Origin of the sequence: Nocardia sp. NPDC056541 (assembly GCF_042794235.1) — a bacterium.
GTDB lineage: Bacteria > Actinomycetota > Actinomycetes > Mycobacteriales > Mycobacteriaceae > Nocardia.
The window spans coordinates 186,630-213,100 of record NZ_JBHTUD010000010.1 but is presented as its reverse complement, the minus strand read 5'-3'; the positions used below and the strand labels follow the sequence as shown (position 1 = coordinate 213,100).

The window sequence follows — 26,471 nt, the reverse complement described above, 5'->3', positions numbered from 1 at the left end:
CACATTGTCCACCCTTGTCAAAGCGGAAAGCCCGATCACCTGATAGATGCCGGTTATCGGGCTTTCCGCCGCGCGCGTGACTCAGTCCTGGGCCGGCTCGAAGACGCTGCTGCCGTAGACGTCCTCGGCGGTGAGCGTGATGAGGTCGGACTTGCCCAGTGGCCGGTCGAGCGCGACCAGCCTGCGGGCCTGCCGCAGCCTGCAGCGTTCGATCGCGTTACGCACGCTGCGCGCGTTGGAGAACCTGGGCTGCTCCATGCGCAGCGTGAGGTACTCGGCGAACGCCTTGTGCGCGTCGTCGTCGAAGGCGAATCCTTCCGACTCCACCATCAGTCCGGCGATCTGGGTCAGTTCCGCATGGTCGTAGTCGGCGAACGTGAGATGGTGCGGCACCCGGGAACTCAGGCCCGGATTGGCGGCGAAGAAGGTCGCCATCCGGTCGGGGTAGCCGGCGAAGATCACCACCAGATCACCGCGCTCGTTCTCCATCTCGGTGAGCAGGATCTCGATCACCTCCTGCCCGTAGTCCCGCTCGTTCTCCGGCCGGAACAGGTAGTAGGCCTCGTCGATGAACAGCACTCCCCCGGCCGCGCGGGCGATCGCCTCCTTGGTCTTGGGCGCGGTGTGGCCGATGAACTGGCCGACCAGGTCGTCGCGGGTGACGGTGTGCACGCGCGGGGCCCTGATGTAGTCGAGTGCGTGCAGGATGGCCGCCATCCGCAGCGCGACCGTGGTCTTGCCGGTGCCGGGACCGCCGGTGAAGCTCATGTGCAACGTGGGCCGCGTGGTGGTGAGCCCGAACCGGCGCCGCGCCCGGTCGACCTGGAGCAGCGAGGCGATCTCACGGACCCGGCGCTTGACCGAGGCCAAGCCGACCAGCTCGGCGTCGAGCGCGGCCAGGGTGTCGCTCACCCTGGCCGCGGCCTCGTCGGCCGAGAGATCGAGCACCTCGTCGTCGCCCAGAATCGCGGGCTCGGGCGTCTGCTCCTCGACTGCCGTGGTCTGCGCCGCGCCGCCCGCCGACGGTCGGTGGAACCCGAATCCCTTTGGTGTATCCATCAGTTCACTCGCCCGCGTACCGATCGCCGGTCGGACGGGCGGTGGCGTAGGACTTCACCGAGTACCGCTGGGTGCGGTCGGGACCCTCGACGCGTTCGAGCAGGAAGCCGGGCTCGTGTGCCGGTCGCTGGACGAGGAACGACATCGCGGTGGACTGCCTGCCCAGGGACGCGTCGTAGGCCAGCAGCCGGATGTAGTGCTGCGGGAAGGTGGCCCGGCAATCGGCGAGCTGGGCGAGCACGCCGTCGGGTTCGGCCAGGTCGAACATCGGCAGCCCCCACATCTCCCAGTAGACGTTGCGTGGGTGCGGGTCGTCGGTGTACTCCAGCGAGACCGGCCAGCCGTGATCGAGGGCGAACTTCACCTGGGCCGCGATCTCGTCGTCGGTGAGGTCGGGCAGGTAGGAGAAGGTTCCGTAGCGCAGTTTCATCGGGTGCTCCTGGTCAGATCGAGGGCACCGGAGTCGCCACCACATCGGGGGCGTCGGTGCTGGTGTAGTCGAAGGTGATGTCGCCCCAGGTGTCCAGGGCGGCCTGCAGCGGGGTGCAGTGCTTGGCGGCCCTGCGCAGCACGTCGGGTCCTTCGATCAGCAGATCGCGACCTTCGTTGCGCGCCTTGACCATTGCCTCGAGCGCCACCCGGTTGGCCTCGGCGCCCGCGGCGATGCCGTACGGGTGCCCGATGGTGCCGCCGCCGAACTGCAGGATCACGTCGTCGCCGAAAAGGTCGAGGAGCTGGTGCATCTGGCCGGCGTGGATGCCGCCGGAGGCCACCGGCATCACGCCGGGCATCGAGATCCAGTCCTGATCGAAGAAGATGCCGTTGCCGAGATTGCGGGGAACGTTGTTGTCGCGCAACGTGTCGTAGAAGCCACGGGTGGTGGCCGGGTCGCCCTCGAGCTTGCCGACGACGGTGCCCGCGTGCACGTGGTCGACACCCATGAGCCGCGACCACTTCCCGATCACCCGGAAGCTCACGCCGTGCGTCTTCTGCCGCGTGTAGGTGGAGTGCCCGGCCCGGTGCAGATGCAGCAGCAGGCCGTTCTCGCGGGCCCAGTGCGCCATCGACTGGATGGCGGTGTAGCCGATGGTGAGGTCGATCATCACCACCACGCTGCCGAGTTCCTTGGCGAGGTTCGCCCGCCGGTACATCTCCTCCATCGTGCCCGCGGTGACATTGAGGTAATGGCCCTTGATCTCGCCGGTTTCGGCCATCGCCCGGTTCACCCCCTCCATCGCGTAGAGGAAGCGGTCACGCCAGCGCATGAAGGGCTGGGAGTTGATGTTCTCGTCGTCCTTGGTGAAGTCGAGGCCGCCGCGACAGGCCTCGTAGACCACGCGCCCGTAGTTGCGGGCCGACAGGCCCAGCTTGGGCTTGATGGTGGCGCCGAGCAGCGGGCGGCCGTACTTGTTGAGCATCTCCCGTTCCATGACGATGCCGTGGGCGGGGCCCTGGAAGGTCTTGGTGTAGGCGACGGGGATGCGCATGTCCTCCAGGCGCAGCGCCTTGAGCGGCTTGAAACCGAAGACGTTGCCGATGATCGAGGAGGTCAGGTTCGCGATGGAGCCTTCCTCGAAGAGGTCGATGTCGTAGGCGATGTAGGCGAAGTACTCACCGGGCCTGCCCGGAACCTCGTCGACCTGGTACGCCTTGGCCTGGTAGTGGCTGTTGGCGGTGAGCCGGTCGGTCCACACGACAGTCCAGGTGGCGGTGGACGATTCGCCCGCGACGGCGGCCGCGGCCTCGATCGGGTCGACGCCGTCCTGGGGGGTGACCCGGAACACGGCGAGCACGTCGGTGTCCTTGGGGATGTAATCGGGGTTCCAGTAACCCATTCCGGCATAACTCTGTACACCTGGATCCCAACGCTCTTTGGTCGCCGCGCCGTCGTTGTCGATCGTCGTCATCGCCGTTCCTTTCGGGTCACGCCTATGAAGCACTTTCAGTGTGTGGGCGCGACTGTTCAGCGACAATGGAATGTTTCCTGTGCACTGTTAAGACATAATTGAATGATGTTCGCCAGCCCCGACCTGCCCGCGGCCGCTACCTGGGGTCGGCTGCGCACCTTCCTCGCCGTGTACGACACCGGGAGTGTGCGTGCCGCCGCGCAGACGTTGCATGTGACGCCGCCGGCGGTGTCGGCCGCGCTCGCCGCACTCGAAGACGCGCTGGGCACAACGCTTTTCGGTAAGTCGGGCCGGGGTATCGTGGCCACGGATTCGGGCGAGATCTTCGCCGTTTACGTGCGCAAGCTGCTCGGGCTGCTCGCGGAGGCGGCCGGGGCGGTGCACGACGCCGATCGCGGACGGGTGCGCATCGGCGCGGTCGCGACGGCCAGTGAGTACGTGCTGCCTGCACTGATGGCCACCTTCGCCCAAGCCCATCCGCACGTGGAACTGTCGCTGTCGGTGCTGACGCGCGGCGAGCTGTTCGCCCGCGCCGCCGACCACGTCTTCGATATCGCCCTGGCCGGTCGACCGCCGCGGGGCTCCGGGCTGGTCACCGCCGCCCAGCGGGCCAACCGGCTGGTGCTGGTCGGGCGGCCCGGGCTGGTCGACGATCCGCTCACCACGCCCTGGCTGCTCACCGGGATCGGCTCCGGCACCCGCGACACCACGCTGTCGTTGCTGAGCCGATTACAGGCGGCGCCACCGCTGCTCACCCTCGGTACCTCGGGCGCCGCCGTGGCCGCGGCACGCGAGGGGCTCGGTGTCACGCTCGTGCACGAGGAGGCCGCGCGCGAGCAACTCGCCTCGGGGGAACTGGTCTCCTACAGCGTGCCGGGCACCCCTCTCGACCGGCCGTGGCACGTCTGCACGACCCAGGAACCGACCGCGGCGACCCGACTGTTCGTGGCGCACCTGTGCGATCCGGAGCAGGTGGGCGCGGCCGCATTTCACACCCGTCCTCGCCCGAAGGGGTGAGGACGGCGGCGACCGGATGCTCGCATGCTGGTCGTCATGACGACACTCCCCGCCGACGTCGCCCAGCAGCTGACCAGCGGCGGCCGCGGCATTCTCGCCGCCGACGAGTCGATCAAGACCATGTCGTCGCGCCTGGAACAGGAAGGGGTTCCCGCGAGCGCGACCGCCCGGCGCGACTACCGCGAACTGCTGCTCACCGCCGACGGTCTGCCGGAATGGATCAGCGGAATCATCCTGTGCGACGAGACCTTCGGCCAGGATCTCGCCGATGGGCGCCCGTTCCCGATCGCGGCGCGCGAACTCGGCGTCCTGCCCGGCATCAAGGTCGACACCGGCACCACCGCGCTCCCCGGCCAGGGCGGTGCGCTGATCACCGAGGGGCTCGACGGGCTCGGCGCACGGCTGGCCTCCTATTCCGATCGAGGGGCGGCGTTCGCCAAGTGGCGGGCGGTGTTCGACGTGCACACCATCACCCCCTACTCCGCCGCCGCCAACGGGCACGCGCTGGCCCGCTATGCCGCGCTGTGTCAGCAGCACGGCATCGTCCCCATCGTCGAGCCCGAGGTGCTGTGCACCGGCGACCACAACCTCGCGGCCTCGGCGAAGGCGACACGCCTGGCCCTGAGCGCGGTGTTCACCGAACTCGTCGACGCCGCGGTGGATCTCACCGGCATCGTGCTCAAGCCCAACTTCGTCACCCCCGGTCTGGACGCCGCGGCTGCCCCGCCCGCCGACGTCGCGGCCGCGACCTTCGCCGTGCTGCGTGAGCTGGTGCCCGCCGAGGTGGCGGGCATCGCGTTCCTGTCCGGTGGGCATCCCACCTCGCGGGTGTGTGCTTTTCTGAGCGAGCTCGCCGCCGTCGACGAGCGGCCGTGGCCTGTGACATTCTCCTTCGGGCGCGCGCTCGTGAGCGCGGCCCTGCACACTTGGGGTGGAACGAACTCCGAAGTTCCCGCAGCACACCGTGTTCTGCTCCAGAACTGCCGCAACGCCTCTGCTGCCGCCGAGCACACCGCGTAAGCGGGTCCGCTCGGCAGCCGCCCTGAGCGCGGTGGCAACGCGCAGCAGCGGCGCTACCCCTCGGGCACCGCTGCTGCGTTCGTTGGCCGGTGCCCGCCGCTACTTCAGCGGTAGTTCCACCAGCACCGTGGTTCCGCGTCCCCGCATCGATTCCACGCGCAGCGAGGCTTCGATCAGGGCACAGCGTTCCGCGATCGAGCTCAGGCCGAAATGTTGTTCGCCGTCGGCGTCGGCGGCGCGATGGGCACGCTGCGCTGCCGGGTCGAAACCCGCACCGTCGTCGGAACATCCGAAGATCGCCGAGTCGCCGACCCGGCGCAGGGAGAGCACGATCCGTTGCGCATCAGCGTGTTTCACCGCGTTCGCGAGCGCTTCCTGGGCGATCCGGTACAGGGTGGCGGCGGCGTGGTCGGGGATGTCGTCGATGGCGGCGGCGTGATCGACGAGGAATTCGATCGTCGGCGGGCCTTCGCCACTCACCGTGCGCACCAGCGATTCGATCGCGGCGACCAGGCCGAGGTCGTCGAGGACGAGACTGTGCAGGCCCGAGATCGCCGCCCTGGTCGCGTTGTAGGCGAAATCGGCCAGCTCGCGCGCGCTGACGAGTTCGGCGCGGGCCCTGGCGAGATCGCGCAGGCTGGCTCCGTCGGTGACGTCGACGTGGGCGGCGAGTTCGGAGACGGTGAGATCGGCGGCGGACAGGTGAAACGACATCGAGGCCAGGGCGGTGGTGACGCCGTCGTGCAGATCGAAGGCGATGCGTCTGCGTTCGGCCTCCTGAGCGGTGATCGCCTGCTCGACCAGGCGGTCGCGCTCGGTGCGCTGCCGGTTGACGGTGCGGAACAGCCGCTGCGCGTGCAACCACAGGCCGAGCACGCCCGCGTACTGCTGCGCGACGTCGAGGTCGTGCTGCCCGAACGGGTCACGGGGACGGCGGTGCACGGCGAGCACGCCGACCACATCGCCTTCCAACCCAGGCAGCGGCAGACACATCCGCGCGACCGTCTGCTGCGGATCCAGACGTAGAAGTCTGCGGTGCAGAGCATTACGTGGCGAGTCGTTGTCGAGCAGCACCGGCGTACGAGTGCGGGCCACCAACCCGGTCACCCCGAATCCGACCTGCAACCGCAACGAACCCGCCGAGGGATGCGAAGGCCACAGATCGACGATGCTCAGATCCTGGCCGTCGACGGCGTAGAGCAGCACGCCTTCGGCGCCGAGCAGTGGCGCCAGCTCCGCCGCCGTGGGCACCGCGCCGCTCGCGAAGCTCACCGGAACAGCCCCTCCCGCAACGCGACCGCGATCGCCCCGCTGCGATCGGACACCCCCAGCTTGCGATACAGCCCGCGAATATGGGTTTTCACGGTGTCCTCGCTGACCACCAGCTTGCTCGCGACCGCGCGATTGGAGTGGCCGGAGACCAACAGTCCCAGCACTTCCGACTCACGCTGGGTCAGTCCGAGGTGCGCGCCGGACCAGAACTGGCCCGCGCTGAGCCGGGCCGCGGCCAGCGCCACCCGACCGGCCAGTGCGGCGTCGACCACCGTCTCGCCTTCGCGGACGCGGCACAACTGGGCGACCAGTTCGCGCCCGTCGACCCGCTTGAGAATGTAGCCCGACGCCCCCACGCGCAGCGCCTGGTACAGGTAGTGCTCGTCGTCGTAGACGGTCAGCAACACGACCTTGGTCTCGGGATATTGCAGGGTGATCTGACGGCACAGATCCAAGCCACTGGCCTTGCCGATGCGAACATCGCACAGGACGATATCGGGCCGATGTTCGGCGACCATCCGCAGCGCGGCGGTGTCGGTGGTGGACTGGCCGACGATCATCACGTCGTCGGGAAAGTGTCCGAGCATGGCGTCGAGCCCGTGCAGCACCATTTCGTGATCGTCGACGAGCACAAGCTTCAACGGGGTCGGAGGTAACTCCGGCATCACTCCACCCTACGGCGAGCGGCAGCGCGGCTACGGGCATTGACGAGATCTCACCCGGGCCGCCACCCCCGAGGGGGAGTGCGGCGGGTACGCCGGTGCGGTCCGATGAACGGACCCGATCAGAAAGGCCGCGCCATGCCGGAGTCCTCAGTTCGTCGGCCGCTCATAGTGCCGTCGGTCTTGCCCGCCGATTTCGCCTGCCTCGGTGAAGAAGTGCGCGATCTGTGCGCGGCGGGCGTCGACCGGATCCAATGGGACGTGATGGACGGCGTGTTCGTCCCCAACCTCACCTTCGGTCCCGATGTCATCGCGTCGGCGCGTTCGCACAGCACCGTGGGGTTCGAGGCGCACCTCATGGTGGTGAATCCCGATGGGCTGCTCAGCACGTACGTCGACGCGGGTTGCGAGCTGATCATCGTGCACGCCGAATCCTGTACGCATCTGCATCGCACGCTCGCCAGGATCCGCGAACTGGGCGCGCGCAGCGGTGTCGCGGTGAATCCGCACACCCCCGCCGAGGTCGTCGCGCACGTGCTGGCCGAGACCGACCTGATCCTGGCCATGACCGTGAATCCGGGTTTCGGTGGGCAGGCCTACATTCCGGCCGTGGAATCGAAGATCACGCGGTTGCGCCGGATGATCGACGAGTCCGGGCACTCCATCGAGCTCGAAGTGGACGGCGGGATCACCGGTGACACGATCGGCGGCGCGGCCGCGGCCGGCGCCGACGTGTTCATCTCGGGATCGTGGATGTACGGCTGCCCCGAAGGCAAGGCGGCCGCGGTCAAGCGGCTTCGCGATGCCGCCACCGTCGCGGGAGCGGCAGCCTGATGACCGATATCGCGCCAACGACTTTCACGCCGACGGTGGAGACCGACCAGCTCGCCGTCGACACCCTGCGCTTCCTCGCGGCCGACATGGTGGAGGCCGCGCAGTCGGGTCACCCCGGCATGCCGATGGGGGCGGCGCCGATGGCGTGGACGCTGTGGAGCCGGCACCTGCGCCATGACCCGGCCGATCCCGAGTGGGCCGATCGGGACCGGTTCGTGCTCTCGGCCGGACACGGGTCGGCGCTGCTGTACGGACTGTTGCACCTGTTCGGCTACGACCTGCCCGTCGAGGAACTGCGGCGCTTCCGGCAACTGGGGTCGCGGACGCCGGGTCATCCCGAGTTCGGGCAGACGCCCGGCGTGGAGTGCACCACCGGCCCGTTGGGTCAGGGGCTGGCGATGGCGGTGGGCATGGCCCTCGCCGAGCGGATGACCGCCGCCCGGTATCCGGAGATCACCGGTCATCGCACCTACGCGATCGTCGGCGACGGCTGCCTGATGGAAGGTGTCAGTCACGAAGTCGCCTCGTTCGCAGGGCATTTGGGGCTCGGCGGGCTGACCGTGCTGTGGGACGACAACGAGATCACCATCGACGGCGCGGTCGGGCGCTCGTGCGGTGACGATCAGGTGGCGCGGTTCGCGGCCTATGGGTGGCATACCGAAGTGGTGCCGGACGGGACCGATATCGAGGCGATCGACGCCGCGCTGACCCGGGCGAAGGGTGATCCCCGGCCGAGCTTTCTCGCGGTGCGCACGGTGATCGGTCACGGTGCGCCCGGCGTCGCCGGAACGCCGAAGGCGCACGGCTCGCCGCTGGGCGCCCAACGACTCGCACAGGCCAAAGAGCTGGCGGGATGGACTCTTCCGCCGTTCACCGTGCCCGAGCAGGTCGAGGCGACGTGCGCGGTGCTGGCCGCGCTCGGTGGTGCGGAGCATGCGACCTGGCTCGAGGAGTTCGCGGCGTTCGACGCCGTCGCGCCGGTGCGCGCCGCCGAGTTCCGGCGCGCCCGTGCGCGACTGCTGCCTGCGGGTTTGCCGGACGCGCTGGAAGCCGTCGCCGCGCGGGCACCGCGCGCCACCCGGCAGTCCTCACAGGCGTGTTTGCACGCGGCGCTGTCGGTGATGCCGGAATTGGTGGGCGGGTCGGCCGACCTGGCCGGGTCGACCGGCACCGTGTGCGGCGAGGTGGTGCATCGCGACGACTTCAGTTCCAGCGCTGTCGCTTTCGGTATTCGCGAGTTCGGGATGGCGGCGATTCTGAACGGGATGAGCCTGCACGGCGGGTTCCGGGTCTTCGGCAGTACGTTCCTGGTGTTCGCCGACTATCTGCGTCCCGCCCTGCGGCTGTCGGCACTGATGGGGCAGCCGGTGATCTATGTGCTCACCCACGATTCCGTCGCGGTCGGCGAGGACGGGCCGACACATCAACCCGTCGAGCAGATCGAGTCGCTCCGGGTGATTCCGGGGCTGCAGGTGTTGCGACCGGCCGACGATGCGCAGACCGCTCTCGCTTGGGAACTCGCGCTGAGCCGGGTCGACGGACCGACCGCGCTGATCCTGTCCCGCCAGTCACTGCCCCAGCTGGAACTCGCGGAGAGTGCTACCTGGCCCGATAGTGCGCTCTCGAGAGCCGACGCGGTCGGCACGGTGGCCGGCAGACCATCCACAGCAGCGCTTCCCAGCATCCACATCGTCGCTACCGGTTCGGAAGTCGCACTGGCGGTCGCCGCCGCCGAGCAGCTACGGGCAGAAGGGTTCGCCGTGCGGGTGGTGTCGGTGATGGATCGGACGCGCTTCACCCGCGACGCCGCGGCGCACACCATCAGCATCGAGGCGGGAAGTACGGCGGGCTGGACCGGGCTGGTCGACCTGGCGATCGGGATCGACGACTTCGGGCACAGCGGCCCCGGCGACGAGGTCATGGCTTGTCACGGATTCACCGTGCGCGCCGTACTCGACCGGATTCGCGAATACCTCGACGGTGCGCTGTGACTCGCCTGCGGGCGGTGATCTTCGACGTCGACGGCACCCTGGTGGACAGCGAGCGCGACGGCCATCGGGTGGCTTTCAACGCGGCCTTCGCCGAGGCGGGTCTTCCTGATCGCTGGGCGGTCGAGGAGTACGGGAAGCTGCTGAAGGTGGCCGGGGGCGCGCAACGGCTGGCGTTCTGGTTCGAACAGCAGGGCAGGCCCGTCGAGCAAGCGCGGGCGCTCGCGCATCAGGTGCACCGCACCAAGACCCGCATCATGCGGCAGATGGCAGCGGACGGGCACATCCGTGCCCGTCCGGGCGCGCGGGAACTGATCGAACGGCTCCGGTCGCACGGTGTCCGGTTGCACGTGGCGACCACCGGCACCCGCGCGTGGGTCGAACCCTTGCTGAAGCACGCTTTCGGTGAGCCGTTCGACACCGTGACCACCGGCACCGAAGTGCCTGTCCTGAAGCCGAGCCCCGCGGTGTATCTGGATGTCCTGATCCAGACCGGACTGTCCCCCGATCAAGCAGTGGCCGTGGAGGACTCGTCCAACGGCGTGCGGTCGGCGGTAGCCGCGGGACTGCGGTGCGTGGCCGCCCAGAACGCCTACACGCGCACCGACGACCTCTCGGCGGCAGTGCTGGTCGCCGACGGGCTCGACGACCCGGAGCTGGTGACATGGTTCGACGGCCACCTCGCCTGAGGTGGCCGTCGAATCGGGCTCAGCGCGTGCGGCCGCGACGTTCCATGAGCCGCAACAGCATCGGCGTGAAGATCAGCTGCATCGCCAGGTCCATCTTCCCGCCGGGACACACGATCGTGTTCGGGCGCGACATGAACGAGTCGTGCAGCATCGACAGCAGATACGGGAAGTCGATGCCGTGCGGGTCGGCGAACCGGATCACCAGCATCGACTCATCTGGCGTCGGAATGGTCCGGGCCACGAAGGGATTCGATGTGTCGACCACGGGAACCCGCTGGAAGTTCACATGGGTGCGGGAGAACTGCGGGCACATGAAATTCACGTAGTCGTGCATGCGGCGCAGGATCGTCTCGGTCACCGCCTCGGTGGAGTAGCCGCGCTTGTCCTTGTCGCGGTGCAGCTTCTGGGTCCACTCGAGGTTGATCACCGGCACCACCCCGATGAGCAGGTCCGCGTACTGTGCCACGTCGACCTGTTCGTTGGCGACCGCCCCGTGTAGACCCTCGTAGAACAGCAGGTCGGTGCCGGGGCGCAGGTCCTCCCACGGTGTGAAGGTGCCGGGTTCCTGGTCGTAGGGCGCCGCTTCCTCCTTGTCGTGCAGGTACTTTCGCACCCGGCCCGTACCGGTCTCGCCGTAGCCGCGGAACAGCTTCTCGAGGTCTTCGAACAGGTTGGCCTCCGCGCCGAAATGGCTGAAGGTGTGGTCACCGTCCGACAGCGCTCGCGCCAGCTCCTCCTTCATGCCGGCCCGGTCGAACCTGTGGAAGCTGTCGCCCTCGACGTACGCGGCGTCGATGCCTTCCCTGCGGAAGATCGAATCGAACGTGCGCATCACCGACGTTGTTCCGGCACCGGATGACCCGGTGATGGCGACGACAGGGTGCTTGGCGGACATGAATCTCCTCCTCAGGTGGTGGAACGGTAGAGACCGCGGAGACCGAACAGCGGACTCCACTGGCCGTCGGGCTCCTCGGCCGCGTCGGCGTGGTATCTCACGATGCGCGCTACCTCGTCGCGGGAACCGAAAATGAACGCGATCCGCTGGTGCAGTTCGGTGGGGGCGACGTCGAGGATGCGCTCGCGACCGGTCGAGGCCAGGCCGCCGGCCTGCTCGATCAGAAAGGCGATGGGGTTGGCCTCGTAGAGCAGCCGCAGTCTGCCCTCCTTGGCCGGGTCCTTCGAGTCGCGCGGGTACAGGAACACCCCGCCCCGGGTCAGGATGCGGTGGGTTTCGACCACCAGCGACGCCACCCAGCGCATGTTGAAGTCCTTCTCGCGCGGACCCGTCGCGCCCGCCAGGCATTCGTCGATGTAGCGGCGCACGGCCGGTTCCCAGAATCGACGGTTGGAACTGTTGACCGCGTACTCCGAGGTGGACTCCGACAGCCGCAGGTTCTGCCCGGTCAGGAAGAACTCGCCCAGTTCGGGATCGAGAGTGAAGGCGTGCACGCCGGTGCCGACGGTGAGCACGAGTTGCGTCGCGGGGCCGTAGATCGCGTAACCCGCGGCGACCTGCTCGGTGCCGGGCTGCAGGAAGTCCACCGTCGTCGCGTCGATGCCGGGGTTCGGGGCGCGCAGAATCGAAAAGATGCTGCCCACAGCGACATTCACGTCGATATTGGACGAACCGTCGAGCGGATCGAACGCCAGCAGGTATTTGCCGCGCGGATAGTCGGGCGGGATCGCATACGGGTCGTCGAGCTCCTCCGACACCATTCCCGCCAGCTGGCCGCCCCATTCGTTGGCGCGCAGGAACAGCTCGTTGGCGACCACGTCGAGCTTCTGCTGCTGCTCACCCTGCACGTTCACCACACCGGCGCCGCCGAGGACGCCGGTGAGCGCACCGGAGGCGATGCGCTTGGAGATCGCCTTGCAGGCCAGCGCGACGTCGAGGATCAGGGAATTGAGCTCACCGCTGGAACCGGGATGGCGCCTGCGCTCTTCGATGAGGAATTGGGTCAACGTCGTGCGATCGGTCAGCATCTTTCGAGGACACCACCGCACCCCCCGGGCGGACATCCACCCGGGGGGTGAATCGCGGGGGTGGTTACCGCGATTCGTCGCGTCAGAAGGCCGGGACGGCTTGCGCGACCGTTGCCTCCTCGGACGTGTGCCGCTTGCGCAGCACGGTGACGCCGACGACCAGGGCCGCGGCGAGCAGTCCGGCCGCGACCGTGAACGCCAGCCGGTATCCGCTGGTCAGAGCGGCAGCGTCGGACGCTCCGGCCACCAGTTCGGTGCCGGTCCGTGCGGCGGCGAGGGTGGACAACACCGCGACGCCGATCGCCATGCCGACCTGCTGGGTGGTGTTGAACAGCCCCGAGGCCAGGCCGGCGTCGTCGGCGTCGGCGCCCGACATGCCCAGCGCGGTGAGTGCGGGCAGCACCAGCCCGCCACCGGAGACGGCCACCATCACCGGCAGCACGTCGGTGAGGTAGCCAGCATCGACCGGAAGCCGCGTCAGCCACGACATCCCGGCCAGCAACAGGGACAGACCCGCGATGAGCACGGCCCGCTCACCGAAGCGGGTGATCAGCCGGGCAGAGGCGAACAGCGACACCCCGCCGATGGCGACGGCGGCGGGCAGCATGGCCAGGCCGGTCTGCACGGCGTTGTAGCCCAGCACCTTCTGCAGGTAGAGCGCGACGATGATCTGGAAGGCGAACATGGCCGCGAGAGTGAGCATCTGAACCACATTGGCGCCGGAGACCGTGCGGGAGCGAAAGATTCGCAACGGCAGCAGCGGGTTGGTCGCGGTGGCCTGACGGAGGACGAAGGCCGCGAGCAGTGCGGCGGCGAGTGCGCCGAGGCCGAGAGTGTGCGCCGAGACCCAGCCGTAGCGTTCGACTTCGACGACGGTGTAGATGCCGAGCATCAGACCGACGGTAACCAGGGCCGCACCCAGCACATCGGCACCGGCGGACCAGCCGAGGCCGCGGTCGGCGGGCAGCGCTCGCACCGCCACCAGCACGGTCAGCACGCCGATCGGCACGTTGATCAGGAAGATCCAGTGCCAGTTCAGCGCGTCGGTGAGCACGCCGCCGAGCACCTGTCCGATCGAGGCGCCCGCGGCGCCCGTGAAGCTGAAAACACCGATGGCCGTTGCCCGTTGGCGGGGTTCGGTGAAGATCGTCACCAGGATACCGAGGACCACCGAGGCGGCGATCGCGCTGCCGACGCCCTGCAGGAATCGGGCCCCGACCAGCACGGCGGGGGTGGTCGCGACGCCTGCCAGCACCGAGGCCGCGGTGAAGACGACGGTGCCGGTGATGAACATCGTCTTGCGGCCGATCAGGTCGCCGAGGCGTCCCGCCAGCAGGAGCAGACCGCCGAAAGCGATCAGGTAGGCGTTCACGGTCCAGCTCAGGCCGGCCGGCGAGAAGCCGAGGTCCTCCTGGATCGCCGGCATGGCGACGGTCACGATGCTGCCGTCGAGGATGGTCATCAGCATCGCGGCCGACAGCACCGCGAGAGCGGTGCGCTGGGACTTGGTCATGGGGTCATCTCCTGCTCGAAGCGAACAAGAGAGACCGTACTAGATAGTTCCGTAGCAGACAATCTATAACGGACTATTGCCTCGCGCGACGCGCGGGCGCAGCGTCGACCGCAGTCGACAGATGCCCTTCCACCAGGTGATTCAGTGCACGCAACAGGGATTCACGCTCCGCCTTCGGCAGCGAGCCGAGCGCCCCCCGATGGACGCCGTCGACGATCTCGGTACTGCGCGCGGCAAGTTCGGCACCGGCCGGAGTCACCGAGATGATGCGCGCGCGACGGTCGGCACTCGACGGCTTCCGTTCGGCCAGACCCGCTTTCTCCAGCGCGTCGACGGTGACGACCATGGTCGTCTTGTCCATATCGCCGAGTTCGGCGAGCTGAGCCTGGGTGCGCTCGGCCTCCAGCGCGTGGACCAGCACGCAGTGCATGCGGGCCGTGAGCCCGATCTCGGCCAGCGCCGCTGCCATCTGCGTACGCAGGACGTGGCTGGTCCGGTCCAGCAGGAAGGACAGGTCGGGTTCGGCGCGCGTGGTCGCCAGAGCGGTCATACCGCTCATTATAGTTTTGTCATAGATAATCCGCATACATCCATAAGTCGGGGAATGTTATCGGACTGCGGTCCGTTTAGATGGGGACCACATCCCGAAGAGAGGTTCACATGGAACTGGGGCTCACCACCTTCGCCGAGCTGTACCCGACCGGCGACCGGCCCGCGCCGACCGCCGCCGAGCGGCTGCGCCAGGTGGTCGACGAGGCCGTCGCGACCGAGGCCGCCGGGCTCGATGTGTACGGCGTGGGTGAACATCATCGCCGGGATTTCGCCGCGTCCTCCCCCGCTGTCGTCCTGGCCGCCGCGGCCGCCAGGACCGAGCGCATCCAGTTGACCAGCGCGGTGACCGTGCTCAGCTCCGACGACCCGGTGCGCGTGTACCAGGACTTCGCCACGCTCGACGGGCTGTCGAACGGGCGCGCGGAGTTGATGGCGGGGCGCGGTTCGTTCACGGAGTCGTTCCCGCTGTTCGGCTACGACCTGTCCGATTACGACGCGCTCTTCGAAGAGAAGCTGGCACTGCTGCTGCGGGTGCGCGAGGAAGGCCCGGTCACGTGGACCGGGCGATTCCGGGCACCGCTGCACGACGCCACGGTGTATCCGCGCACCGATGATCGACCGCTGCCGGTGTGGATCGCGGTCGGCGGCAGTCCCGAATCGGTGATCCGCGCCGGGCTGCTGGGTCTACCGCTCGCCCTCGCGATCATCGGCGGTCAGCCGGCACGGTTCAAGCCGCTGGTCGAGCTGTATCACCGGGCGCTGACCGAAGGCGGCCACGAGAAGCAGCCCGTCGCGGTGCACGCGCACGGGTATGTCGCCGACACCGACGCCCAGGCAGTCGCCGAGTTCTACCAGCCCTACGCCGGGGCGATGTCGGTTATCGGCCGGGAGCGCGGCTGGGGACCGATGACGCGCGAACAGTTCGACGCGCTGCGTTCGCAGAGCGGTTCCCTGTTCGTCGGCACCCCCGACTACGTGGCAGGCAAGATCGCCGAGGTCCGCGACACCCTCGGCCTCGACCGCTTCATGCTGCACACCAGCGTCGGGACGCTGCCGCCCGAGCAGGTGCTGCACAGCATCGAACTGCTGGGCACGAAGGTGGCCCCGCAGGTGCGGTGAGCAGGGTCTATTCGAGCGCCGGGCCGACGCCGGTGGTCCGGGCGGCCCGGCGTTCTCGCCTTCGTCGGCGGTAACGGCTGATTCGGCTGGCGCACAGATAGACCACCCACAAACCGATGCCCAACAGGGCCGCGGCGATCACCGCGGCCAGCACCGGGAAGAACACCGCGAGGGTGAGGACGCCGCCGACCGTGAGGTCCTCGGCGGTGCTCACCGCGATATTGGTGACCGGTTCCGGCGAGGTGTTGATCGCCATCCGGGTGCCCGCTTTGACGATATGACTGAGCAGGGCGGTCGTGCCACCCACCGCCGCGGCGAACATCGTGGGCAGTGAATCGTCCTGCCCCGCGATCAGTGCCGACACGACCGCGCCCGACGCGGGCCGCACCACCGTGTGCACCGCGTCCCAGAACGAGTCGAGGTACGGGATCTTGTCCGCCACCGCCTCGATCAGGAACAGCACCCCGGCGGCGACGAGCACATCGGTGCGCAGCAGCCCCGGCGGCACATCGCCGGCCCACCCGATCCGACCGAACAACCCCAGCAGAAACACCACCGCGTACGCGTTGATACCGCTGGCCCAGCCCGCGGTGAAGATCAGAGGGAGCACCGACACCCGCTCAGACTAAGCCCGCCTGCCGACACCGCGCGGCAAGGACGTGCAGCGGCGATATCTAGCATCGCTAGATAAGCTAGCGATCAACTGTTACCTTTGCTCCATCATCTAGCGCTGCTATATATCGAGGAAGGAAAGCCGAAATGCTCATCGTCACCGGCCAGATCATCGCCACCGCCGCCGTGCTCGCCAATGCCGTCGTCTACGGCACCGATGTCTGCGCGGCCGTGATCATGCGGTCGGTGTACCGCAAACTCGATGACGCGACCGTCACCATCAGCGCGGGGTGGGGCCACTACTACGGCGACCGGCGCATGCCGGTGGTCGGTGCGGGCGGTGTGATCACCGCGGTGCTCACCCTGCTCATCGCACTGCTGGCCGGACAGATCGGCGCCGCGGTCGCGGCGGGGATCGCGGTGGCGGCACTGCTCACCTGGCTCGCCCTCTACGTCCGCATCGCCAAGCCGATCAATGCCAGGCAGACCGCCGCCGCCCAGAGCGGCGTCATTCCGGCCGATGCCCGTGCGCTGCAGGACAAGTGGGACAGCATCCTGAAGTACCGCGTCACCCTCCAGTTCGTCGCCATCGCCGGACTGTGCGCCGCGCTGATCCTGTTCTGATATCGAATTCACCGAGGAGAATCCGTCATGAGTTTCACCAGCAATGAACAGCAGTTCCTCGCGGAGGCCGGGATCGGCCGGCTGGCCACGGTGTCGCCCGACGGCATTGTGCAGAACAACCCGACCGGCTATCGGGTGAACGCCGACGGCACGATCGATATCGGGGGTATGCGGATGCGCGGCAGCCGGAAATACCGCAATGTCGAAGCGGGCAGCCGGGTCTCGTTCGTCATCGACCAACAGGTTTCCTGGGAGCCGTACGTGATTCGCGGCATCGAGGTACGCGGCACCGCCGAAGCGCTCGACGACGAGCAGCCACCGTTCGAACACCAGGAACGCGCGATCATCCGAATTCACCCCGAGCGGATCATCTCCTGGGGCATCGACGGCGGATCCTTCGACTTCACCAGTCGCGCCGCCGAATAGAGGAGGCTCGGCTCATCATCAGCAACTTGCCTCGACAAGTCGAAACACAGGAATATCAGCCCCTACGGCAGTCATCCGAGTAACGTTTTCGATCACCCGGCGATTTCTCAGACAACATCGATTCAGGAGGTTCGACATGCTTTCTGTGAAGAGACTCGCCGCCGGTGCCATCGTTGCCACCGCCACCGCTTCCGCCGTCATCGTCGGTGGCGGTGTGGCCCAGGCCGACGTTCCGGTGTGGCAGGCCAACTGTCACGTTTACAACATCTTCAACACCGGCGGAATGGCCAATTGCGAACTGCCGACCTGGCACCAGGTGAAACTCACCTGCGTCGCGTGGCCGGTCCCGTTCGTCTACTGGAAGTACGGCCCCGCGCAATACGGACAGAACCAGTCGTGGGCCAGCTGCGACTCGCTCAACGCCCTGGTGGGCATCGAGGTCATTCAGGCGTAAACCACGCACCGCGATCGAGCAGCACCCCACTCGCCCCGTTGTTACCGTGGATTCATGGTCAGTGCGGCATCCACCCGGCGACACGAACAGCTCCGTGACTTCCTGCGATCGCGGCGGGAGCGGATCGGACCGGGCGAGGTGGGTCTGCCGGTAGCGGGGCGACGGCGAACCCCCGGGCTACGGCGCGAAGAAGTCGCGATGCTGGCCGGGGTGAGATGTCGGTTACACACTCCATCGATCCAGAGGGCGGGAGGGAGACAACAACGTTGCCGCTCCCATCTGTGGATCAGTCGTCGACCACATCGCTACCACCGAGTCGGTCGGAGCATCCTGAAATGCCGATGTGCGCGCCCCTTCGGTGGACCGCGATGCTCAAGAAGTGCGGTGCCGAGTATCGAGGAAGAACAGAAGCGCAGAACCCTTCCGGCTTGGGTGTGTGGCCTCGGCATCCGAACGAATGATCGGCTGTCCCTGCCGATCCAGGGACTCAGTGATTGACGACCCGACCGCATCCGGGTTGTTGCCGACGATCAGTCGCGGTAGTAGGAAGATCTCTCCATGCATGTCTTCGCGAGTTCGCGCACCTTCGAGGTCTGGCAATGGGGCCCGGGGCACACTGGGCTATTGCTACGCAGCTGGAGCGGCGCCAACGACGAGCCTCGCATCGAAGTTCTGTTCAAACCGGCCGACTTCGTATGCCTGCCAAACAGGTTGACCGGCGTCGACATCGCCATGGTGACCGACGGTGACGTGTGGACAACCGTCCCGAGAGTGGTCGGACGCGATCTGAAGCAGCGGGAGAACCTGTTCGTTGTGACGTCCGAAGAAATGTCGGGTTGGGTGGTCGGAGGCTCAGTAAATGGCCGCACTGGCCCTGAATCCGGCTCCCGCGAGCCGATGTTCGACGGATGGGAGGCCCGAGACCCGATCAGGGACCTCTTCACCACTAACACCGCCCCACACTGACGGTCGGCTAGAACGCACTATTCTGCCGCATACCGTGCTGACCGACCCGGCCAGCGCGGAGCCCCGGAAGGGCAAGCGGCCGGGCCGGGCAGACTACCGTCCAACGCCTGCAACAGCCGGATGGCATGAGCCCCTGGGCGGTCAGAATTCCAACTGGTCATCGAGTCGACCGATGATCGCGCGAAGCTCGCGCGCGCTGCGGGGTGACATCGCTGAGATCACGATGTCGAGCAGGTCGCGGGCCTCCACCGGACTGCCACAACAGAAGTCGTGCACATCCCCGAACTCGTAGTAATGCCGCAGCTCACGGGTCGGACGGCGAACGTGGTTCTTCCACAAACGAACTGCATTGCCGACATCCCCTGTCCGCAGGTAGTTCCGGGTGCGCTCGAGGCGAGCGATCTCGGAACTCGCTGACGACGACAGTCCGTTGATAGCGGAGGCGGCGCCTTGGGGGCGGGGCCTCAACGCAGCGGCGGCCCGGACCTCGGATGGGCGGTTACGCGGCATGGGCCTTTCGGCTGGAGATCATGTCGAACATGATGCCACGATACGAACCTGGCGAACGTAGTCAATTGCCGCCTACCGCGAGTCCGGCCAGCCTCTCCGACACTTGCAATGCCAGCTGCGCGCAGCCTTGATCGACTGACCGGCTCGGTGGTGGGACTGAGCGAGGAATTCTGAGGTGTTCTTTGCGTTGCTCAGTCGACGTGAAGTACGTAGCGTGCACACCTGGCTGGGGTGAGATGTCGGTTACACAGTCCTTGAGGGCGCAGCCGAGTCCGGTAACACCAGGCCGGGATTCGGCGAACCAGTTGCAGTAGCTGCGAGTGCCGGAGTGCGGAGGTCAAGAGAACCCACACGGGCTTGCACCAGGTGGATAGCGGCTGTGACGGAAACCTGGTGTGGCTATATCGAAGCGACTTCGTCGTAGAAGGTGGAGGGTACTGCCTGGCGGGAGACCTCAGCGCGGACAGGCGCGAGCAATTGCTCAAATCCTCGACGGGGAGCCACACGGGCCAAGGCCCAGTCGCCTGTGCTGTGTTGACGGTTCTTCGAATCCTCATACAAATGACTAAGGGCTCTGTCGAGGCGGGTGGCGGCCAGCGCAGCCTTCGGAGTGCCATAGATCCAGACACAGCTGAGCGCGTTGTGCCACACGTGGCTGTCGGCCGCGAGAACGCGATCGTCTGCTGTGTTTGCCAGGGCGATCTGTTGGATGGTGTCGTAGCTGGTACGGAAAGCGGCAGCGAGCTGCTGGTAACTGTCGGCGCGCTTATCCCGCCGCCAGCGGGTTGCTTCGGTGCGATGGTCCCAGAGGCGGCCGATCACGATGCCGAGGACGGCAGCGCACGCTGCCAGTAGCGCGGCAGTCATCAGGAGCCCCGTCGCTGTTCGGTGATCGCGGCCGAGTCGTGCCCGGTTGTCGGGAGTATCTGTGCAGAGTGGAACACTCTTACAGGGGCCGGGGGAAGGTCGAGCTCCCTACGCGCCGCGTTGACGAACTGTTCGAAAACAGCCCCTGCTGGCTGGCGCGCCTGCTCCCACTCGGCGCGGTCTTGAATCTGCCGGTCGGTTGCGGCGGAGAACAAGACCCCGAGTGCTTCGTCGAGATCAGTGACCGCGATGACGACGTCAGTCGACCCGTGGAGCCACACGGCGGCTACCGCGCTGTCCCAGGCCGCGAACCCGCCCGAACGGGTGTGCTCGATCAGGGCTTGAAACGCTGCTGCGTCGGTATCGGTCAGGGCGACTACACGAATCGCTTCGTAGGTGGCTTGGAACTGTTCGATGACGCGCTGATAGCTGGCGGTCTTCTGATCGCGGCGCCAGCGAGTCGATTCGGATCGTATATCCCACAGCCGCCCGATCATGACGCCGACCAAGCCGGCCAACGCGGCGAAAAATGCTGCCGTCATTGCTCCCCCAACTGACCCCCGCTGCGCGCGGGATCAGGGCTAGTCTACGGCCATCGTGCAGCATTGCCAGGCGGCATTCGCCAGGAAGCGTTCTGCACCAACGGTTCTCACTCTTCGACGAGCGCAGCCTCGATCTAAGCATGGCGATCGTTCAGGAGCCACAACCAGGGCAGGCACACCCGTCCCGCCGGGCTGCCCCGAGCGAGCGGGCGCAGCTAGCGCATTTCCGCAGCTCAGGCGATAGGTGGTGTAGAGGCCGTACCACTCTCCGGGGTAAGATGTAGTTTATACACTCCTCAATTGCCCGAATGCGGCGAAGGCGACCTCGTCATCACAGGAACGGCAGCGATCGCGGATTCCGTAGAGGCTCAAGCAAATCCGATGGTGTGCGTTTACGGGGCGGTCCACGTTCCAGGTCGGTGTCGAACTGTACGATCCTGCAGAGATCCAGTCTGGGATCTGCACGAGGAATTCAGTGAGGGCGAATGCGGTACATCACGACAGCACGGCAAGCCGAAGAAAATGCGGCCCAAGTGCTTCGGGATATGGGATTTCGGGATGCAACCGCTACGCCGGTAGGTCCAGATGGTGGAATAGATGTCGTTGCCAACGGTGCGATCGCGCAGGTGAAGTGGCAAAGTGCCCAGGTGGGTCGGCCCGAAGTCCAGCGTCTTTTCGGTGCCCGCGGCAACCACTACAGTACGAGGCTGTTCTTCTTTGCGGCATCCGGCTACTCGAACGGCGCTATCGAGTACGCCGACGAGCATGCTATCTGCCTGTACACATACGACCCACTAGGGGTAGTGAGCGCGAAAAACCCTGTGGCCCAAGCCTTCTCGCTGACGGCGAGACACACACCCGCTCCAACCACCGCCGGACGCCCGAATGTGGCCAAGGTGTCGTCCTCGCCGCCGCTCGCGCGAACATCTCGGCTGGTCAAGCCCAACAATCCGGATATCGATGACCCGCAGGCGCGCCAAGAACTTGCCCATTCTTTCCTCCTCAAGAACATTCCCGATGCGAAGCTATACCGGTTGGTGAGCACCGAAGCCGGGATCGCTATGGTCGCGCCAGCGCCCTCCCAGATGCCAAAAGGTTCGCTTGGCCTGTCCAAAGAGCCAGCTCGGCGGCCAACGTGGATCTGGCGGCATGTCGCGTGTGGGCGAGGAATATGGACCACCATAGACGAGGCGAGCGCGATGCAGGGACAACTTCGCGCTGGTGTCCAGGGGCTGCTTCGGTTCGTTGACGGCATGCCGCGTTGGGATGACCTAAATCGGCTTCCACTCCCATCCGCCTTCGTCATGGAAGCGGCACACAATGCCTTCGTGAAGCGATACCCGGCCGTGACTGACTACGACGTATCTTCCCAGTGGCTCGTAGTGAGATTCGAGCACAACGGAGTTCTGCTGCTCCGCGCGACAGCGAACGACAAAGCCAGCTGACAAATCGGCGTGCGTTCATGGGCTTTGGACCCAGCCGACCGGGTGTGCAGGACACCGGCGCGCTAGGCGGATGTCGGCGTCCTGGCGGTCCACGGAGACAGCACCGGCGAGAATCCGAATCGCTGCCGGGGCGGTGCTGTTCGGTCTGGGCTGAAGTGGGTATCGCGGTCCGGGCTGGCGGTCTACGTTGAGGAGCTGCAGTCGCCATCCTGCAGTCCACGGGGCCATTCCGGGGAGGCCAGTTTTGATCGACATCACTTCGAGCGCCACACGAACGGGCGTTCAGACCGATCGGTAGTGCTGTAGTCATTGTGGTTAGGTCGCTCCGGTCATCCGCGGCCCTACTAGATGGAGTGCGGAGGCGGTACCACTCACCGGGGTGAGATGTTCGTTACACATCCCCTAGCTGCCCACCTGCGGGGAGGCATCTCTGCCATCTCTTGCCACAGCCGCCCGCCTCTTCTCCCATCTTGTCACTCCGTCGTCGACACCACGCCTGCAATGCCGTACCAACCTTGGCGTCGAAGAAACAAGATTCGAGTTAGAAGACCTTGCGGTGACGATTCCGGTGGAAATGTAAAAATCGACCGAGCGGTATTCTACTGCCGCAGCGACTAATCAGGTCATCTCTCTCCAGAAAATCTAGGATGTCGACCGAACTCGCTAGTAACTGGACGAGTGCTGGTATCACCGACTACCGTGATGACCGTCCTGGAGTCGGAGCGCTTGTATCGCATATTACTGGAGCGTTATGCAGATCGTTCAGTTTTCTGTAAATAACTTTCGAAACCTCGCGGATGTTCAGCTTGAACTGCGACCGGGGACTGTTATTGTAGGCGAAAATAGGGCCGGCAAGAGCAACTTGTTGCACGCCCTGCGCTTGATTCTTGATGGCAGTCTCTCCTATGCGGATCGCCAACTAGCGCGTGAGGATTTTTGGGAAGGGCTCTCAAATGGTGCTGATGACTGGGATCCCATGGCGGCCGGCTGCGTCATCGAAGCATCCATTGACATTGTCGAATTTGAAAGCGACCCGAAACTTGCGGCCGCTCTAGGTGATGCGCTTCTAATAGCTGAACCTATGCGTGCCCGGCTCACTTATCGCTTTGCGCCTGTAGATACTGGCGGCACAATGAAGGCGAAGTACCGTGGCGCGGTTTACGGAGGCGAAGAACTGGATAAGCCGATCTCGTCGGATGTCCGGTCGACACTGCATATGGTATTTCTGCACGCGTTGCGCGATGTAGAGTCCGACATTAAGAACTGGCGGCGATCGCCATTGCGCGCACTGTTGCTGGAAGCGGCGGCCGCAGCGGATGACGAGGATCTAGGCGAAGTACGCTCTGCCATGCACGAAGCGAATGAGAAGCTGAATGGCCTGGAGGTAATTCATGATCTTGGAAAATCGATCAGTAATCGCCTGGTCGATATGGTTGGCGACGCGCAAGCAATCGAGACAGAACTGGCAGTGGCACCGGATGATCCACTCCGCCTAATTCGAGGTATGCGGCTTTTCGTTGACGGGGACGCTCATCGAGCGCTGGGAAGCACAAGCCTTGGCACGCTCAATATTATTTATCTGACATTGCAGCAACTTGGCCTGGACTCTCGGATCGTCGGCGATTCTGAAATCGCCCACGTAGTAATGGCGATAGAGGAGCCCGAAGCTCATCTACACCCTCATTTACAGCGACTTGTTTTCCGCCGATTGTTTGCTGATCGAGATCGTCCGAGTACCGTGCTTGTAACTACTCAGTCACCACAGATCGCCAGCGTCGCAGATCCGCGTAACCTGGTGGTTTTGCGTAATATGGATGGTGGAGTTGTTGCGGCACAGGCTCATCACGCCAACCTCTCTTCAGCCGAGTGGGACGATATTGCCCGCTATCTCGATGCCACTCGTGCGGAGCTGGTTTTTGCACGCAAAGTACTACTGGTCGAAGGATTTGCCGAGCAACTGCTCGTACCGAAGCTCGCACTCTCTCTCGGGATCGATCTGGATAAACAGGGCATCACGATTTGCGCCGTTCATGGTACTCATTTTTCATCTTATATCCAGTTCTGTCAAGCTATTGGCCTCCCGTGGGCGGTTATCACGGACGGAGACATCGATCTGACGACGCCGTATCAGGGCGCAACTCGTGCAGCGGAGTTGGCCACTCTCATTGCGCCGGGCGTCGATCCACAGAAATGCGGAATATTTGTCGGAGACAACACCTTTGAACATGACCTGATTGCCTCTGTAGCCGACAATATCGACCCCAGTTTCGACACTCTTAGGGAACTATGCAAAAATCCATCGGTCAAGGTGATCGACTCCTGGGGTGGAAAAGATCCCGGCCACGCTGCCTTCATGACTATGATTACCAACGCTGGAGGCAAGGGGCGTTATTCGCAAAGACTCGCATTGCGTGAGCTCCGTCCACCCCTCTACATTTCTAACGCCCTGCACTATCTGGCGGGCCTGTGAACGCCCTTTCTGAGTCGATTAAGGACCTTCGAACCAACAAACGCCAGTGGGAAGCATTCTCGACCGAGGGGCATTGCGTAGTTCTCGCACCCCCTGGCAGCGGCAAGACGAAGTTGCTGACCACCCGTATGGCTTACGACCTTGCTAACAATATTCACCGTCCCCATGGAGCGGCCTGCATTACACTAACTAATGCCGCTGCGGACGAACTTCGGCGGCGTGTCGAGCGTCTCGGTATCGAGGGCCGCTTGAATCTGTTTATAGGAACAGTGCACAGCTTTATATTGCGTAGGATTATCGAGCCCTTTGCAATGGCTGTCGGTCGACCAGATCTGGCGGACATCACAATTGCCAGCAAGCAAACGTGCGACTCGCTCCTGCGAGAGGCTATCTCGGAGGTATTCCCGCATACAGACGCCCGATTGGTGAAATCGACTATTGAATTCAATCGGCAACGTATGGCAAGCGATGAAGAATGGTCTAGAGCTGGTATCCAAGTGCTTGATGCCGCGAATGTCTACGAAAATAAGTTGGCGCAACGCAACCTACATGACTTCAGTGGTATTATCGCCACCGCAGTACACCTTGTTGAAGAGTATCCGGCCATCAGGAGAATTCTAACGTCACAATATCCCCGCCTTTACATTGACGAGTATCAAGATCTTGCACCTGGCCTGGATCGGATGGTAAAGGCGCTGTGTTTCGACTACGTCAATAGCTCAGATATTTTTGCGGTCGGCGATCCGGACCAGGCACTTTTCGGATTCACGGGTACGCGACCAGAACTGCTGAACGAGCTCGCGTCACGAAGTGATATCGCCCGTGTCGAGTTAACTCACAATTATCGGTGTGGCACAGAAATTATTCGCGTCGCCAATCTGATGCGTGCTGGACGCAGTCCTATTACGGGGGACAGGGCGGGTGGCCGTGCAACAGCTATTCAATGCCCCGGCGGCCTCCCAGACCAATACAGGCATGTCATCGAAGCGGCCAATGATGCGAGACGACGTGGCGTGCCACTTCATGAGATCGCGGTATTGTGCGCAACGAGGGCACATTGCCTCGAAGTGACGAGTTCACTTAGGAAGGCGGGGACCAGTGCCTTCTTCAGGGACACCTCCGAATATCGGCTAACTACAGTTACTGGCTTCATCGAGGCTGCGTCAGCTTGGGCGGTTCTGGGTCGAGAGCTGAGTGGCTACCGTCTTGGTGATTTACTTCGCCGATGGCGTCTAATACTGGGCGCAAGATGGACCCGCGCCCACAACAGCACCCTTACAAAATTCCTCATGGACTGTGCCGCGCGAGCCAACGAGCAAGCGATAGTTGTCGTTAGCGAGCTCACGACTTTTGGGCTAGAGGATGCGCTTAAACGCGTCGCATTGGCTGAAGATGCATTAGAGGTCGAGAGAATGTCCGAGACTATACAAGGCCTGTCACTGATAGAGCTAGCCGAGCGCGCACGTAAAACGGACCGCGTTGAGGTCACGACGATGACGTCCAGTAAAGGGTTAGAGTTTGATGTCGTATTTATAGTTGGTGCAGATGAGCAGAACATGCCGAGCTACCTCTCAAAAACGGCATCCCAACTGGCCGAGGACCGCCGGAAGTTCTATGTTTCGATTACACGTGCTCGGGACGAGTTGCGAATTTTCTATTCCAGATTCGTCATTACCAACAACGGGCGCAGAATTAACGTCGAACCTAGTCGCTACCTCAAGGAAGTCCACCTTATACCGCAGTGACACTCGGCTTCAAAGGACATGATTTCCGCCGAGCATCTACGGAAGTATTGGAAACCCGGCAGGCTGCCTCGCTCCGGCGAGCCAGCCTGCCGGCTCAGTACGTTTCCATTTATGGCCGATCGGCGGTGATAAATGATCGTCACTGCGTCGGTCGGCAGCCAGCAAGCGCGCTGCTGACTGCAGAACTCCGATGAT

The 26,471-nt window shown here is 64.9% G+C and carries 26 protein-coding genes; 13 read left to right on the top strand and 13 right to left on the bottom strand.

The features are described 5' to 3' along the window. Nucleotides 1-81 precede the first annotated feature (81 nt). From ACFQ9R_RS19725 to ACFQ9R_RS19715, 3 genes are read right to left on the bottom strand one after another with little or no spacing between them, the layout of a single operon-like run. Nucleotides 82-1,059, bottom strand: a complete 978-nt coding sequence (locus ACFQ9R_RS19725) for an AAA family ATPase (protein ID WP_378992281.1) — start codon at nucleotides 1,057-1,059, stop codon at nucleotides 82-84. Between the two features lie 4 nt (nucleotides 1,060-1,063). Then, nucleotides 1,064-1,489 carry a ribulose bisphosphate carboxylase small subunit gene (locus ACFQ9R_RS19720; RefSeq protein ID WP_378992280.1) on the bottom strand — a complete coding sequence of 142 codons (426 nt, stop codon included), beginning with the start codon at nucleotides 1,487-1,489 and terminating at the stop codon, nucleotides 1,064-1,066. 13 nt (nucleotides 1,490-1,502) lie between these two features. Next, a complete protein-coding gene (locus ACFQ9R_RS19715; protein WP_378992279.1) occupies nucleotides 1,503-2,966 on the bottom strand; it encodes a form I ribulose bisphosphate carboxylase large subunit in 1,464 nt (487 codons plus the stop codon). A gap of 105 nt (nucleotides 2,967-3,071) precedes the next feature. Between ACFQ9R_RS19715 and ACFQ9R_RS19710 the strand changes: the two genes are divergently transcribed. Beyond that, nucleotides 3,072-3,983: a LysR family transcriptional regulator gene (locus tag ACFQ9R_RS19710; RefSeq protein ID WP_378992277.1), complete on the top strand. Its 912-nt coding sequence runs from the start codon at nucleotides 3,072-3,074 to the stop codon at nucleotides 3,981-3,983. A 36-nt stretch (nucleotides 3,984-4,019) separates the two neighbouring features. Next, nucleotides 4,020-5,003 (top strand): class I fructose-bisphosphate aldolase, encoded by a 984-nt coding sequence (locus tag ACFQ9R_RS19705; protein WP_378992275.1) that lies wholly within the window; start codon nucleotides 4,020-4,022, stop codon nucleotides 5,001-5,003. A 99-nt stretch (nucleotides 5,004-5,102) separates the two neighbouring features. On the opposite strand, the gene ACFQ9R_RS19700 is transcribed toward ACFQ9R_RS19705, so the two are convergent. After that, nucleotides 5,103-6,275, bottom strand: coding sequence for a GAF domain-containing sensor histidine kinase (locus ACFQ9R_RS19700; RefSeq protein ID WP_378992273.1), 1,173 nt, complete (start codon nucleotides 6,273-6,275; stop codon nucleotides 5,103-5,105). Continuing rightward, the gene (locus ACFQ9R_RS19695; protein ID WP_378992271.1) at nucleotides 6,272-6,940 is read right to left on the bottom strand and encodes a response regulator; all 669 of its coding nucleotides are present in this window, start codon (nucleotides 6,938-6,940) and stop codon (nucleotides 6,272-6,274) included. Before ACFQ9R_RS19695 ends, ACFQ9R_RS19700 begins: the two co-directional genes overlap by 4 nt. A 105-nt stretch (nucleotides 6,941-7,045) precedes the next feature. On the opposite strand from ACFQ9R_RS19695, the gene rpe reads away from it, so the two are divergent. Genes rpe through ACFQ9R_RS19680 form a run of 3 tightly spaced genes read left to right on the top strand, consistent with a single transcriptional unit; the run spans nucleotide 7,046 to nucleotide 10,448 of the window. After that, nucleotides 7,046-7,771, top strand: a complete 726-nt coding sequence (gene rpe, locus ACFQ9R_RS19690; RefSeq protein WP_378992269.1) for a ribulose-phosphate 3-epimerase — start codon at nucleotides 7,046-7,048, stop codon at nucleotides 7,769-7,771. Next, a complete protein-coding gene (tkt, locus tag ACFQ9R_RS19685; protein ID WP_378992268.1) occupies nucleotides 7,771-9,762 on the top strand; it encodes a transketolase in 1,992 nt (663 codons plus the stop codon). The genes rpe and tkt overlap by 1 nt, the downstream gene beginning before the upstream one ends. Then, a complete protein-coding gene (locus ACFQ9R_RS19680; RefSeq protein WP_378992267.1) occupies nucleotides 9,759-10,448 on the top strand; it encodes an HAD family hydrolase in 690 nt (229 codons plus the stop codon). The genes tkt and ACFQ9R_RS19680 overlap by 4 nt, the downstream gene beginning before the upstream one ends. A 19-nt stretch (nucleotides 10,449-10,467) precedes the next feature. On the opposite strand, the gene ACFQ9R_RS19675 is transcribed toward ACFQ9R_RS19680, so the two are convergent. From ACFQ9R_RS19675 to ACFQ9R_RS19660, 4 genes are all read right to left on the bottom strand, one after another. Further along, nucleotides 10,468-11,343: a phosphoribulokinase gene (locus tag ACFQ9R_RS19675; protein ID WP_378992266.1), complete on the bottom strand. Its 876-nt coding sequence runs from the start codon at nucleotides 11,341-11,343 to the stop codon at nucleotides 10,468-10,470. 11 nt (nucleotides 11,344-11,354) lie between these two features. Then, nucleotides 11,355-12,431, bottom strand: a complete 1,077-nt coding sequence (locus ACFQ9R_RS19670) for a class 1 fructose-bisphosphatase (RefSeq protein ID WP_378992264.1) — start codon at nucleotides 12,429-12,431, stop codon at nucleotides 11,355-11,357. Between the two features lie 82 nt (nucleotides 12,432-12,513). Beyond that, nucleotides 12,514-13,944, bottom strand: coding sequence for a DHA2 family efflux MFS transporter permease subunit (locus ACFQ9R_RS19665; protein WP_378992262.1), 1,431 nt, complete (start codon nucleotides 13,942-13,944; stop codon nucleotides 12,514-12,516). Between the two features lie 73 nt (nucleotides 13,945-14,017). Next, nucleotides 14,018-14,494 (bottom strand): MarR family winged helix-turn-helix transcriptional regulator, encoded by a 477-nt coding sequence (locus ACFQ9R_RS19660; protein ID WP_378992259.1) that lies wholly within the window; start codon nucleotides 14,492-14,494, stop codon nucleotides 14,018-14,020. Nucleotides 14,495-14,604: 110 nt separating this feature from the next. On the opposite strand from ACFQ9R_RS19660, the gene ACFQ9R_RS19655 reads away from it, so the two are divergent. Then, nucleotides 14,605-15,615 carry an LLM class flavin-dependent oxidoreductase gene (locus ACFQ9R_RS19655; protein ID WP_378992258.1) on the top strand — a complete coding sequence of 337 codons (1,011 nt, stop codon included), beginning with the start codon at nucleotides 14,605-14,607 and terminating at the stop codon, nucleotides 15,613-15,615. Between the two features lie 7 nt (nucleotides 15,616-15,622). On the opposite strand, the gene ACFQ9R_RS19650 is transcribed toward ACFQ9R_RS19655, so the two are convergent. Further along, on the bottom strand, nucleotides 15,623-16,231 hold the full coding sequence (locus ACFQ9R_RS19650; protein ID WP_378992257.1) for a DUF4126 domain-containing protein: 609 nt from the start codon (nucleotides 16,229-16,231) through the stop codon (nucleotides 15,623-15,625). A 143-nt stretch (nucleotides 16,232-16,374) separates the two neighbouring features. Between ACFQ9R_RS19650 and ACFQ9R_RS19645 the strand changes: the two genes are divergently transcribed. From ACFQ9R_RS19645 to ACFQ9R_RS19630, 4 genes are all read left to right on the top strand, one after another. Then, nucleotides 16,375-16,851: a DUF1772 domain-containing protein gene (locus ACFQ9R_RS19645; protein ID WP_378626429.1), complete on the top strand. Its 477-nt coding sequence runs from the start codon at nucleotides 16,375-16,377 to the stop codon at nucleotides 16,849-16,851. A 27-nt stretch (nucleotides 16,852-16,878) separates the two neighbouring features. Further along, nucleotides 16,879-17,277, top strand: a complete 399-nt coding sequence (locus tag ACFQ9R_RS19640; protein WP_378992255.1) for a PPOX class F420-dependent oxidoreductase — start codon at nucleotides 16,879-16,881, stop codon at nucleotides 17,275-17,277. A 136-nt stretch (nucleotides 17,278-17,413) separates the two neighbouring features. Further along, nucleotides 17,414-17,731, top strand: a complete 318-nt coding sequence (locus tag ACFQ9R_RS19635; protein WP_378992253.1) for a hypothetical protein — start codon at nucleotides 17,414-17,416, stop codon at nucleotides 17,729-17,731. Between the two features lie 558 nt (nucleotides 17,732-18,289). Beyond that, the gene (locus ACFQ9R_RS19630; protein WP_378992252.1) at nucleotides 18,290-18,697 is read left to right on the top strand and encodes a hypothetical protein; all 408 of its coding nucleotides are present in this window, start codon (nucleotides 18,290-18,292) and stop codon (nucleotides 18,695-18,697) included. A gap of 141 nt (nucleotides 18,698-18,838) precedes the next feature. On the opposite strand, the gene ACFQ9R_RS19625 is transcribed toward ACFQ9R_RS19630, so the two are convergent. From ACFQ9R_RS19625 to ACFQ9R_RS19615, 3 genes are all read right to left on the bottom strand, one after another. Beyond that, nucleotides 18,839-19,207 carry a hypothetical protein gene (locus tag ACFQ9R_RS19625; protein ID WP_378992250.1) on the bottom strand — a complete coding sequence of 123 codons (369 nt, stop codon included), beginning with the start codon at nucleotides 19,205-19,207 and terminating at the stop codon, nucleotides 18,839-18,841. Between the two features lie 399 nt (nucleotides 19,208-19,606). Then, the gene (locus ACFQ9R_RS19620; RefSeq protein ID WP_378992248.1) at nucleotides 19,607-20,074 is read right to left on the bottom strand and encodes a hypothetical protein; all 468 of its coding nucleotides are present in this window, start codon (nucleotides 20,072-20,074) and stop codon (nucleotides 19,607-19,609) included. Beyond that, a complete protein-coding gene (locus ACFQ9R_RS19615; protein WP_378992247.1) occupies nucleotides 20,074-20,616 on the bottom strand; it encodes a hypothetical protein in 543 nt (180 codons plus the stop codon). The genes ACFQ9R_RS19620 and ACFQ9R_RS19615 overlap by 1 nt, the downstream gene beginning before the upstream one ends. A 485-nt stretch (nucleotides 20,617-21,101) precedes the next feature. Here ACFQ9R_RS19615 and ACFQ9R_RS19610 point away from each other — a divergent pair, with 485 nt between their 5' ends. From ACFQ9R_RS19610 to ACFQ9R_RS19600, 3 genes are all read left to right on the top strand, one after another. Next, a complete protein-coding gene (locus tag ACFQ9R_RS19610) occupies nucleotides 21,102-22,061 on the top strand; it encodes a restriction endonuclease (RefSeq protein WP_378992245.1) in 960 nt (319 codons plus the stop codon). A gap of 751 nt (nucleotides 22,062-22,812) precedes the next feature. Continuing rightward, nucleotides 22,813-24,531 carry an ATP-dependent endonuclease gene (locus ACFQ9R_RS19605; protein WP_378992243.1) on the top strand — a complete coding sequence of 573 codons (1,719 nt, stop codon included), beginning with the start codon at nucleotides 22,813-22,815 and terminating at the stop codon, nucleotides 24,529-24,531. After that, entirely contained in the window at nucleotides 24,528-26,276 is a 1,749-nt protein-coding gene (locus tag ACFQ9R_RS19600) for an ATP-dependent helicase (RefSeq protein ID WP_378992242.1), read from the top strand. The genes ACFQ9R_RS19605 and ACFQ9R_RS19600 overlap by 4 nt, the downstream gene beginning before the upstream one ends. Nucleotides 26,277-26,471 lie beyond the last annotated feature (195 nt).

Coding starts and splice junctions, on each gene's coding strand:
- ACFQ9R_RS19725 (WP_378992281.1), bottom strand. CDS start 1,059: ATGGATACACCAAAGGGATTCGGGTTCCACCGACCGTCGGCGGGCGGC.
- ACFQ9R_RS19720 (WP_378992280.1), bottom strand. CDS start 1,489: ATGAAACTGCGCTACGGAACCTTCTCCTACCTGCCCGACCTCACCGAC.
- ACFQ9R_RS19715 (WP_378992279.1), bottom strand. CDS start 2,966: ATGACGACGATCGACAACGACGGCGCGGCGACCAAAGAGCGTTGGGAT.
- ACFQ9R_RS19710 (WP_378992277.1), top strand. CDS start 3,072: ATGTTCGCCAGCCCCGACCTGCCCGCGGCCGCTACCTGGGGTCGGCTG.
- ACFQ9R_RS19705 (WP_378992275.1), top strand. CDS start 4,020: ATGACGACACTCCCCGCCGACGTCGCCCAGCAGCTGACCAGCGGCGGC.
- ACFQ9R_RS19695 (WP_378992271.1), bottom strand. CDS start 6,940: ATGCCGGAGTTACCTCCGACCCCGTTGAAGCTTGTGCTCGTCGACGAT.
- rpe (WP_378992269.1), top strand. CDS start 7,046: ATGAACGGACCCGATCAGAAAGGCCGCGCCATGCCGGAGTCCTCAGTT.
- tkt (WP_378992268.1), top strand. CDS start 7,771: ATGACCGATATCGCGCCAACGACTTTCACGCCGACGGTGGAGACCGAC.
- ACFQ9R_RS19675 (WP_378992266.1), bottom strand. CDS start 11,343: ATGTCCGCCAAGCACCCTGTCGTCGCCATCACCGGGTCATCCGGTGCC.
- ACFQ9R_RS19670 (WP_378992264.1), bottom strand. CDS start 12,431: ATGCTGACCGATCGCACGACGTTGACCCAATTCCTCATCGAAGAGCGC.
- ACFQ9R_RS19665 (WP_378992262.1), bottom strand. CDS start 13,944: ATGACCAAGTCCCAGCGCACCGCTCTCGCGGTGCTGTCGGCCGCGATG.
- ACFQ9R_RS19660 (WP_378992259.1), bottom strand. CDS start 14,494: ATGACCGCTCTGGCGACCACGCGCGCCGAACCCGACCTGTCCTTCCTG.
- ACFQ9R_RS19655 (WP_378992258.1), top strand. CDS start 14,605: ATGGAACTGGGGCTCACCACCTTCGCCGAGCTGTACCCGACCGGCGAC.
- ACFQ9R_RS19645 (WP_378626429.1), top strand. CDS start 16,375: ATGCTCATCGTCACCGGCCAGATCATCGCCACCGCCGCCGTGCTCGCC.
- ACFQ9R_RS19640 (WP_378992255.1), top strand. CDS start 16,879: ATGAGTTTCACCAGCAATGAACAGCAGTTCCTCGCGGAGGCCGGGATC.
- ACFQ9R_RS19635 (WP_378992253.1), top strand. CDS start 17,414: ATGCTTTCTGTGAAGAGACTCGCCGCCGGTGCCATCGTTGCCACCGCC.
- ACFQ9R_RS19630 (WP_378992252.1), top strand. CDS start 18,290: ATGCATGTCTTCGCGAGTTCGCGCACCTTCGAGGTCTGGCAATGGGGC.
- ACFQ9R_RS19625 (WP_378992250.1), bottom strand. CDS start 19,207: ATGCCGCGTAACCGCCCATCCGAGGTCCGGGCCGCCGCTGCGTTGAGG.
- ACFQ9R_RS19620 (WP_378992248.1), bottom strand. CDS start 20,074: ATGACTGCCGCGCTACTGGCAGCGTGCGCTGCCGTCCTCGGCATCGTG.
- ACFQ9R_RS19615 (WP_378992247.1), bottom strand. CDS start 20,616: ATGACGGCAGCATTTTTCGCCGCGTTGGCCGGCTTGGTCGGCGTCATG.
- ACFQ9R_RS19610 (WP_378992245.1), top strand. CDS start 21,102: ATGCGGTACATCACGACAGCACGGCAAGCCGAAGAAAATGCGGCCCAA.
- ACFQ9R_RS19605 (WP_378992243.1), top strand. CDS start 22,813: ATGCAGATCGTTCAGTTTTCTGTAAATAACTTTCGAAACCTCGCGGAT.